This is a genomic window from Rhodococcus sp. A14 (assembly GCF_011603105.1).
GTDB classification, from domain to species: Bacteria; Actinomycetota; Actinomycetes; order Mycobacteriales; family Mycobacteriaceae; genus Rhodococcus_F; species Rhodococcus_F opacus.
In genome coordinates, this window is the sequence record NZ_JAAOQS010000196.1 from 1 (window position 1) to 7214 (window position 7214).

The 7214-nt window shown below is 65.7% G+C and carries 4 protein-coding genes and 5 pseudogenes; 3 read left to right on the forward strand and 6 right to left on the reverse strand.

Annotated elements, in window-relative coordinates; translation table 11 throughout:
* Window positions 1–749: 749 nt before the first annotated feature.
* Entirely contained in the window at window positions 750–1190 is a 441-nt protein-coding gene (locus G9373_RS47440; protein WP_240961127.1) for a hypothetical protein, read from the reverse strand.
* Between the two features lie 277 nt (window positions 1191–1467).
* Between G9373_RS47440 and G9373_RS47445 the strand changes: the two genes are divergently transcribed.
* Window positions 1468–1827 carry a helix-turn-helix transcriptional regulator gene (locus tag G9373_RS47445; protein WP_240961128.1) on the forward strand — a complete coding sequence of 120 codons (360 nt, stop codon included), beginning with the start codon at window positions 1468–1470 and terminating at the stop codon, window positions 1825–1827.
* A gap of 86 nt (window positions 1828–1913) precedes the next feature.
* Here G9373_RS47445 and G9373_RS44150 read toward each other — a convergent pair whose 3' ends face one another.
* Window positions 1914–2447, reverse strand: coding sequence for a transposase (locus G9373_RS44150; protein WP_167121134.1), 534 nt, complete (start codon window positions 2445–2447; stop codon window positions 1914–1916).
* Between the two features lie 476 nt (window positions 2448–2923).
* On the opposite strand from G9373_RS44150, the pseudogene G9373_RS47450 reads away from it, so the two are divergent.
* Window positions 2924–3077 (forward strand): annotated as a pseudogene (locus G9373_RS47450) (recombinase XerD); the annotation flags it as partial.
* A 66-nt stretch (window positions 3078–3143) separates the two neighbouring features.
* Here the strand turns inward: G9373_RS47450 and G9373_RS47455 are convergent.
* The 4 genes and pseudogenes from G9373_RS47455 to G9373_RS47460 all read right to left on the reverse strand — a co-directional run bounded on the left by G9373_RS47455 (window position 3144) and on the right by G9373_RS47460 (window position 6470).
* Window positions 3144–3481 (reverse strand): annotated as a pseudogene (locus G9373_RS47455) (cupin domain-containing protein).
* A 32-nt stretch (window positions 3482–3513) separates the two neighbouring features.
* A pseudogene (locus G9373_RS44165) lies at window positions 3514–5288 on the reverse strand (molybdopterin-dependent oxidoreductase).
* A gap of 174 nt (window positions 5289–5462) precedes the next feature.
* Window positions 5463–6190, reverse strand: a pseudogene (locus G9373_RS44170) (DNA ligase); the annotation flags it as partial.
* Complete coding sequence (locus G9373_RS47460) at window positions 6138–6470, reverse strand: hypothetical protein (protein ID WP_240961129.1); 333 nt, start codon at window positions 6468–6470, stop codon at window positions 6138–6140. The pseudogene G9373_RS44170 and the gene G9373_RS47460, both read right to left, overlap by 53 nt.
* Before the next feature lie 409 nt (window positions 6471–6879).
* Between G9373_RS47460 and G9373_RS44180 the strand changes: the two are divergent.
* Window positions 6880–7088 (forward strand): annotated as a pseudogene (locus G9373_RS44180) (DUF4193 family protein); the annotation flags it as partial.
* Window positions 7089–7214 lie beyond the last annotated feature (126 nt).

Genomic DNA, 7214 nt, shown 5'->3' on the forward strand with positions numbered 1-7214 from the left:
GACCCCGCCCGCCCGGCCTCGATGCGCACGCTCCCAAAATATGACGCCGTCACGTTGTTCACGAAACGAGCCGAAACCGCGGTACCCGAGTTCGTGCTCTCCGAGGAGAACCGGACCACGGTCACCCGAATCTGCCAGTTGCTCGACGGGCTGCCGCTGGCCATCGAGTTGCCCGCGCCCGGCTGCGGGTCCTCTCGCCACAGCAGATCCTCGATCGGCTCGACGACCGGCTCCGGCTGCTCACCGCAGGGATTCGCGGTGCGCCGTCCCGGCAGCAGACGCTGCGACTGTCCATCGAGTGGAGTTACGACCTGTGCACCCCGGCGGAACGCCAGTTGTGGGCGCTCCTGTCAGTCTTCGCCGGGGGCGTCGAACTCGACGCTGCCGAGTTCATCTGCGTGGGGCACCTGGATCAGACAGACGTGCTCGACGTGCTGGCCGGCCTGGTCGACAAGTCGATCGTGATCCGCGAAGACACCGGCACGGCGGCACGCTACCGCCTGCTCGAGAGGGTGCGCGAGTACGGACGGCAGAAGCTACAGGAGAGTGGTCAGCAGATGGCACTGCGCCGCCGGCACCGCGATTGGTACCAGCAGTTGGTACTGCGAGCGGAGTCCGAGTGGATCGGGCCCCACCAACTCGAGTGGAGTACACGGCTCAAGCGAGAACAGCCGAATATGCGGGAGGCTCTACAGTTCTGCGTGGCCGAGCCGGGTGAGGCGGAGGCCGGTCTCCAGATCGCCGCCGCCCTATACACCTTCTGGCTCACTCACGGGCTGCTCAGCGAGGGTCGGTGTTGGCTCGACCGGATGCTCGCCCAATCCACCGGTCCACCGAGCGTCGAACGGATCAAGGCCCTGTCCGCCGACAGTGTCCTGGCCGCAGTCCAAGGCGACCTGAGCAGGAGCGCGATCCTCGCCGAGCAGGCGCACACCCTCGCCGAACAGCTGGGCGGGGACTGGGCGCACGCCATCGTCACGCACACCGCTGGGCTGCAGGCACTCTTCGGCACAGATTTCCGCCGCGCGATCGACTGTTTCGAAGACGCCCTCGGAGCCTTTCGGGCCGAGGGTGACCTGTTGCGCCTGATCGAGGGTCTGGTCGGGCTGGAACTGGCCAGTGGTCTGCTCGGCGACATTCCGCGGGCCATCGCGTGCAAGGACGAGGTAGTCGGGATCACGCAGGTGCACGGCGAGTCGGTGCAACGCGCCTATTCCCTCTCGGCGCTCGGCCTCGCGGTGTGGCAGACCGACCACGAGCTGGCGACCTCGCTGCTCAGGCAGAGCCTACGGCTCACCCGGCTGGTGGAACACCCGCTCACCTCCGCGTGGAGCCTGGAAGCGCTCGCATGGATCGCCGCGGCCCACCACCACCGGCGCGCTGCGGTGCTGCTGGGGGCCGCAGCTGCCCTCGCGCAGACGGCGGGCAGCTCGGCGGTCCCCCTTCCGAACCTTCACGTCTACCACGATGAAAGCGAGCGCACCGCCCGCCGCGCCCTCGGCGCCCAAGCGTTCGACGCGCAGGTCCACCACGGCAAAGCGCTCCTTCGACGACGCGGTTGCCTGCGCGCTCGACGAGGACCAGAAGACACCGCACGGCACCCGCATCGGCAACGCGACCACCCTGACCAAACGGGAGTGGCAGGTCGCCGAGTTGGTGTCCGAGGGACTGACGAACAGAGCCATCGCCGACAAGTTGGTGATCTCACCGCGCACCTCCCAAGGACACGTGGAGCACGTCCTCACCAAACTCGGATTCACCTCACGCGCACAAATCGCCGCCTGGGTCGTCGAACAGTCCACGCGCCAACAACCCCAGTCCAGCTAGGAGTACTGCACCCCCACAGCTTTGCGACGGCACCCGCACACGAAAACAACCGAGCCAACCGTCGCTCAGTAAGTGTTTGGAAATGGTCACGATGCGCGGGTCGATTGCCATGGGCGGCGTCCCGGCGTCGGTGCGAGTCGTCGTGTCATGAGCCCGATCATGGCCCACTTGATGAACGCCTCCGAGTGTGCGGGGAGGCGCTCATAGTCGTGGTCGAGGCGGTGACAGCGCACCAGCCACGACAGCGTCCGTTCGATCACCCAGCGGTGCGGTAGGACCGCAAACCCACGCTGCCCCTTGGGTTTCCGAACGATATCCAGTGCGATGCGGCAGTGCGTGTCGACCCAGGCGACCAGCTTCCCGGCGTAGCCGCCGTCGGCCCACACCACGACCAACGACGGCATCACGGTCTTCGCCCGCGCCAGCACCCGGCGCCCGCCGTCACGGTCCTGCACACTCCCCGCCGTCACCAACACCACCACGAGTACGCCGAGCGTGTCGGTCACCAAGTGCCTTTTGCGCCCATTGACTCGTTTCGCGCCGTCCCAACCGCGCGTGTCCGTGCCGACGGTGTCGGGACCCTTGACCGCCTGGGCGTCGACCGTCCCCGCCGAGGCCATGATCCCGCCCACCGCGATCGCGCGCCCGCAGTGCGTCGTGGATCCGGTCGGTCACCCCGGGCGCCATCGATCGCACAGGCCTACCGTTGGGGGTACTACCCGCGCGAACCGACGTTCCGCTGGTATCGAGTGAGACGTCAACAACAGTGGTGAGAACGATGTCGCAGCAAATGATGGACATGATGCACATGTTCATGAGTTGGATGCAAAGCATGGGCTGGTCGATGCCGATGTGGATGCCTATGCCGATGATGTGAGCCCCAGGCCATTGGTGTTGCCGGGTGCCATCACGGGCGCGGTGTGCCAGCCGGGTCCCCCTGGACAGGACGGTTTCTGCCTCGATGTCGCGGCGGCCCGTCTTGCGGAGCACCGCGGTGATCTGACCGTGCGACAGTGTGGCGCCGGTTCGGGGCATTCCCGAGCAGCCTGAGGGCGGCGACGGCGTCACCGAACGGCACGGTCGAGTGGATCGAAGCATCGATCTTCTCGGTGCCCGCAACGCCGCCATCCAGAACCTTGTCGCGGAGGTACCGCCTCCCCTGGTCGCCGAACTCCTCGGCTAGCTTCCAAGTCGCCCACCGCCACGCCGAGATCGCCGCCCAGCCATGGTCGCAGCACACGACCTGGTGATTGTTTCGACCACGGTCAGGTTGGCGGTACCGCGACGGCGTCAATCGCGAGGTCCGACGACATCGTTTATGGTGCAGGCAGTTTCGCGACGGTCAGCAACACCGTGGACGTTTCGATGGCTTCGAGTGCATGGCGTGAATCGGGCACGATGATCAGATCGCCGGTCGATCCTTCCCAGGCGTTGCTGCCGGCGGTGAGCCGGACACGGCCGTGCAGGACTTGCAGGGTCGCCTCGCCGGGATTCTCATGCTCGTCGAGCGTCTGACCTGCGTGAGCGCGATCAACGTTTGGCGCAGAACGTGTTCGTGACCCCCGTACACGGTGTGGGCGCTGCGCCCGCTGGAGGCCCGTTCAGCTCCCGCGAGCTGCTCGCGGGCAAGTGCCGTCAACGACATCTTCTCCATGTGAACTCTCTTCCTTCGTCGTCGATGAACGCCTACAGGGACTGCCGGTAGCCGAAGAATTCGTGATCCTCGTTGTAGCCGCCGAAGCCGCCGCCGACCTCGGCGTAGTCCGCGACGAACTCCACGCCCTTGACCCATTTGACCTGTTTGAACCCGAGTTGGGTTTCGTTGCGCAGCCGCAGCGGGGCGCCGTGCCCGAACGACACTGGGGCCCCGTTCATGTCGTAGGCCAGCATCGTCAGGTGATACCCCATCTGGTCGATCGGGTGCGTGTCGTAGTAGATGCCGCCGTCGGGGCCGTCACCGAGGGAATAGAACACCACCCACTTCGCCTCCGGTCGGGGATGGACCTGATCCATGATCGTCTGCATCGACACCCCACCCCACCTGGCGACGCCCGACCAGCCCTGAATGCAGAAGTGCTGCGTGATCTGCTCCTGGGCGGGCAGCGCACGCAGCTGCTCGAGGTCGAAGTCTTGGGGGTTGTCGACGAGCCCGTTGACCCGCAACCGGTAGTCGACGAAGTTCCCATCGAGCAGAGCCCGGTACTCATCCGAATCGGGATAGCGCCCGTTGTGCCAGAAATACGGGGAGAGTCGGCCTCGGTGTATTCACCGGGCTTGGCGTCCAGATGCTCGAATAGTCGTTGCACCGGCCCGATCAGCGCGAAACCCGCTCGCTGCACGATCCGCGGGTGACGCAGCGTGATTGGGGTGGCCGCCACCCAACCAACGGTCACGACGACCATCGACACCCCGAAGATCATCAAGCCGAGCCAACTGTTGTCATCGCGGGAGGCGTACATGTGGTTGACGTTGCGCAGCACACCGGTGGTGACGACCATCGACACGTGAAGCACGATAAACACCAGAAACCAGATCAACACCAGGAAGTGCAGCGACCGTGCGGTTTGGATGCTGAACACCTTGCTGATCCGCCGGAAACGGGTGGACAGTGCCGGTGACATCCCCAGCCCCGTGATCAGCGCCGCCGGTGCCGCGACGAACACGGTGACGAAGTACGCCAGCAATTGCAGACCGTTGTAAGCGACCCAGTGACCTTCGGGCGGCCAGTCCAACGACAGATACTGGATCAGCACCGACATCGCATTGGGGAAGACATCCCAACTGGTCGGAACCAGATGCCTCCACTGCCCCGTCGCGAACAGCAATACGTAGAACACGACGCCGTTGAGCAGCCACAGCACGTTGGTGCCCAAGTGCCACCACCGAGCCAGGCCGATCGAGTGCCTCAACCCGGGCAAGCCGACTTGTCCTGGCAGGCTGATCGAGTCGTTCTTCGCCGTCCACAGCGGGTCGGCGGGAACGGGTTTCTGAATGCGGAACCAGTCGCGGCCCGGTGTGCTGTGGCGGGTCCAGTACAGCCGTGGATGATCGGTGAGGATCTGCACTCCCGATCGGATGATAAAGATCATCAGGAACAAATTGAGGAAGTGTTGTGCTCCCGCCCACACCGGAAGGGCGGCCGTCTCGCCGATGGCCGCCGCGGAGGTGCCGGGATACTGCTGGATGAAGAGCTGCACGACACCCGTGCTGCGCAGACCCTTTGCCCCTGCGACCGCGGTGATGAGGACCACGAACCCGATCGGCAGCAGCCACAGCAGGTTGAACCACCGGTTTGCCCAAACACGCACCCGCGGAGCGACACCGCTCGCAGGCGGCACGGAACCCGCCCACGTCGACGGGTCGACGACGTCCTCGCCGGAAGTCAGCTGCGAACGAAAGCTTCGGACAAACTCCGGAGAAACCTTCGATGGGGGTCTATTCGGCCCGGCGCCCTCGACCATCGGTGCACCTCCAAACGCTGCGAGATCAAGCCGAGTAGCCAGCCGGCGGCGGAAGCTTCCTCGACCACCCCACCGTAGTCGCCTGCCGATTGCCCGTGGCCAAATAACCGCCGCCCGCAGGCAGCCCGTGGCCGGGTACGGCAACCTGCGCCACGACCCGGAAGCGGCGAAAAGATGCCGGAGTGCGCCCTGGTCGTCGTAGGCGCCGAGGACGAGGGCGCCAACGATGTTGCGCTGCATCCCGCCGGCAGGAATCCACCCGAGCACTACGCAGCTCACCCGGGTACGGATCAACACCTTCCGCCACGCTCGGGTACGCTGACCGGGAAGGTACAGCGATGAAACACGTTTGAATACAGCACCTTCCATACCCGAGCTGCGAACCGCTTCGAGCATGACCGCGCCCTGGATGCCTTCCCAATGTGGTGGGATCTGGATCGGGAGGCCGGCGCCCTGGAGTTGGTGGCCGAGGTCGGTGAGGGCGGCACGGCGATCGAGGTACGGGGCACCCATCAGGTCGTCCCCGTCGAGCCGGAGCACGTCGAACGGCAGGAAGGTGCCTGCCGGCGCAGGGCGGTGGTCGGGCGCAGGGTGTTCATCCGCTTCTGCAGGCGTGCGAAGCTCGGCCGGCCACCGGACGACAGGGCGACGACCTCGCCGTCGAGGACGATGCGGCCGCGGCCACCGAACACGCTCGTCAGGGCGTCGGCGACCTCCGGGTAGGAGGAAGTGACAACGTTGAGGTTGCGGGTCCACAGCACCGGATGCGCGCCGCCACCGACCCCAGCTAATAGGCGGAAGCCGTCGTACTTCATTTCGGCCGCCCACCCGTCCATTTCCACCGGTGGTTCACCCGGTGTGGCCAGCATCGGCGTGATCAGCCGATTCCCAGCTCCGCTCATCGGACGCTCCCGGTCTCGAGGGACCGCGAAGGGGGTCGGGCAGGCGTTCGTCCAGACGTGCCATCGCGGTGTCGGCGAGGTGCGCTGTCCACGACCCCAGCTCACGTTTGCCCACTCGCATCACGGTACCGGCGATCACGGCTCCCACCAGGGCCCCGAGGAGAAAACTGGCCGCGCCAAGCGCGGCCGCGGTGTAGTCCATCAGGATGCAGGCGCCACCGACCCCGAGGATCGTCGCCACCACACCACGCCAGATCCTGGGTGCGGATCGCCGCGCCATACGATCCGGCACCGTGCCGGTCAGCGGAAGATCGTCCACACCGCGGCGACGGCAAGCGCTACTACGACCACAACCATCACCACGGTGACGAACAGTTCGTGATCGGCGAGAAGTTGCTGCATGACAAAAAGTCTCCCAGCCCTAGCTCCCGTCAGAGCAAGCTAGCGAGCGCGAACACCGACACCGGCACCGACACGGGCAACGACCGCATGGAGAACCCGCACCGACCGGGCGCCCCAGACAACGACAGCGGCAAACCCAGCATATGTAGCCGAACCCGGCGCCTCACGGTCCCCTCACCGCCCCAGGATGTTGAGCCACCGCATGCCCACACCCCGAGGGCGTGCCGCGCCGTCGCACCCTCTAATCTGGCGAATTCGATCACCCAGAGTATGAGGAAGCAGCAGGCATGGCCACCGACTACGACGCCCCAGAGTCACCGAATCCGACGAGAGCGACACGTCCCTCGAACAGCTGACCGCCAACCGGAAAGACACCCAGTCCCCCGTCGTCGACGTCGAGGACACCGACACCGCCGAATCCTTCGAACTGCCCGGCGCCGACCTGTCCGGTGAAGAACTCACAGTCCGCGTCCTCCCCAAGCAGGCCGACGAATTCAGGTGGTATCTGTAGTTGGCGTCGCCAATCGTGTTGTCTGCGCTGATAGACCGCTTGCAGTCGCGTCTGTAAGCGATCAGCAGTTCGACGAGGGTCAAATTTCCGCCGGGTGAGGGCGGTGGCCGC